Annotated in this window: 1 protein-coding gene; it reads left to right on the top strand. The window is 57.4% G+C overall.

Translation table 11 applies throughout. The features are described 5' to 3' along the window. The first annotated feature begins 114 nt into the window (after positions 1–114). Positions 115–1317: an ISL3 family transposase gene (locus ACEN88_RS31925; RefSeq protein ID WP_413346200.1), complete on the top strand. Its 1203-nt coding sequence runs from the start codon at positions 115–117 to the stop codon at positions 1315–1317. Positions 1318–1331 lie beyond the last annotated feature (14 nt).

The raw sequence follows: 1331 nt of genomic DNA, 5'->3' as shown, positions 1-1331 counted from the left end.
CTTTTTTTTGGTTCTTCACGGATTAGCGGGAAGTAACCGGTAAACAAAGAAAGCGGTAAAGAAGAGTTAGACTTGTTGTGCGACCAACAAAACCTGACTCAACTTACCGCTTTCATGACGAATCATAATCTCGAGCTCCCGTTCTGGGAAGGCTTCATCGCATCAAAATTGGAACGGCGTGCCGACGCCATATGGATCGATCTGCGGCGCTGTCCATCGGCTCCGATGGTTTGTAGTGGGTGTGGCCATCACTGCTATCGCGTGCACGAAGCAGGAGTAAGGCATATTCGAGAGCTGCCGATGTTCGGGCAACCGGTGTGGTTGCGAGTACCGATCAGGCGCCTTCGGTGCGGACAATGCGGCACACGAACCGAGCGCGTGAGCTGGCTTGATCGCCACGCTCGAGTAACCCGCTCGCTGGCCGATTTCGTGAGTCGATGGTGCGAAAAACTGCCTGTCGCTCACGTCTGCAAGCTCGCTGGTCTGCATTGGGAAACGGTGCGTACGATCGAGCGCGCCCGGCTGGAACGCCAACTGGCCGCACTGCCCGAGCCACAGCCAAAGCGGCTTGTGATGGATGAATTCGCCCTTTTCAAGGGCCATCGTTACGCAACCGTTGTGCTGGATGCCGATACCCGACGCGTCCTTTGGGTTGGAGAAGGTCGCAGCCGTGAGGCGATCCGGCCGTTTTTCGACTGGCTTGGCGTGCGGCGTTGTACCAATATCGAAGCCGTCGCGATGGACATGAACACGGCATTCGACCTGGAAGTACGGCAGCACTGTCCGAACGCCCGTGTCGTCTACGATCTGTTTCACGTCATCGCCAAGTACGGCCGTGAAGTAATCGACCGCGTACGTGTCGACGAGGCCAATCGTCTGCGCGACAACCGCCCTCAACGCAAGGTCGTGAAGCGAGCTCGCTGGCTCCTGCTGCGCAATCCGGAGAACGTGCCACCCGACCAGCGAACCACGCTCAACGAACTGCTCACGGCGAACCAGACTTTGATGACCGTCTACGTCATGAAGGCCAGTTTGAAAGAGCTATGGCAGCATGGCAGTGCCAGGTCGTGGCTTGCCTCCTGGCGTAACTGGCTCGCCATGGCACGAGACAGCGGTATCGAGGCGCTGCGTAAGTTCGCCGCCAAACTCCGACCATACTGGCGCGGCATCGTGTCCAGATTACGCTGGCCGATGCACACCGGCCAACTCGAGGGTATCAACAACCGCATCAAAGTAATGAAGCGGATGGCCTACGGCTACCGGGATAGCGCCTTCTTCTTCCTGAAGATCAAAGCCGCGTTTCCCGGAAATCCGTGAAGAACCTTTTTTTT

The sequence above is a fragment of the Massilia sp. CT11-108 genome (genome assembly GCF_047302915.1).
Classification (GTDB): Bacteria; Pseudomonadota; Gammaproteobacteria; order Burkholderiales; family Burkholderiaceae_D; genus Telluria; species Telluria orientalis.
This window is presented reverse-complemented; position numbering and strand designations above follow the sequence as displayed.

What these genes read in the sequence shown, in the direction of transcription:
- ACEN88_RS31925 (WP_413346200.1), top strand. Translation starts at nt 115, where the DNA reads ATGACGAATCATAATCTCGAGCTCCCGTTCTGGGAAGGCTTCATCGCA.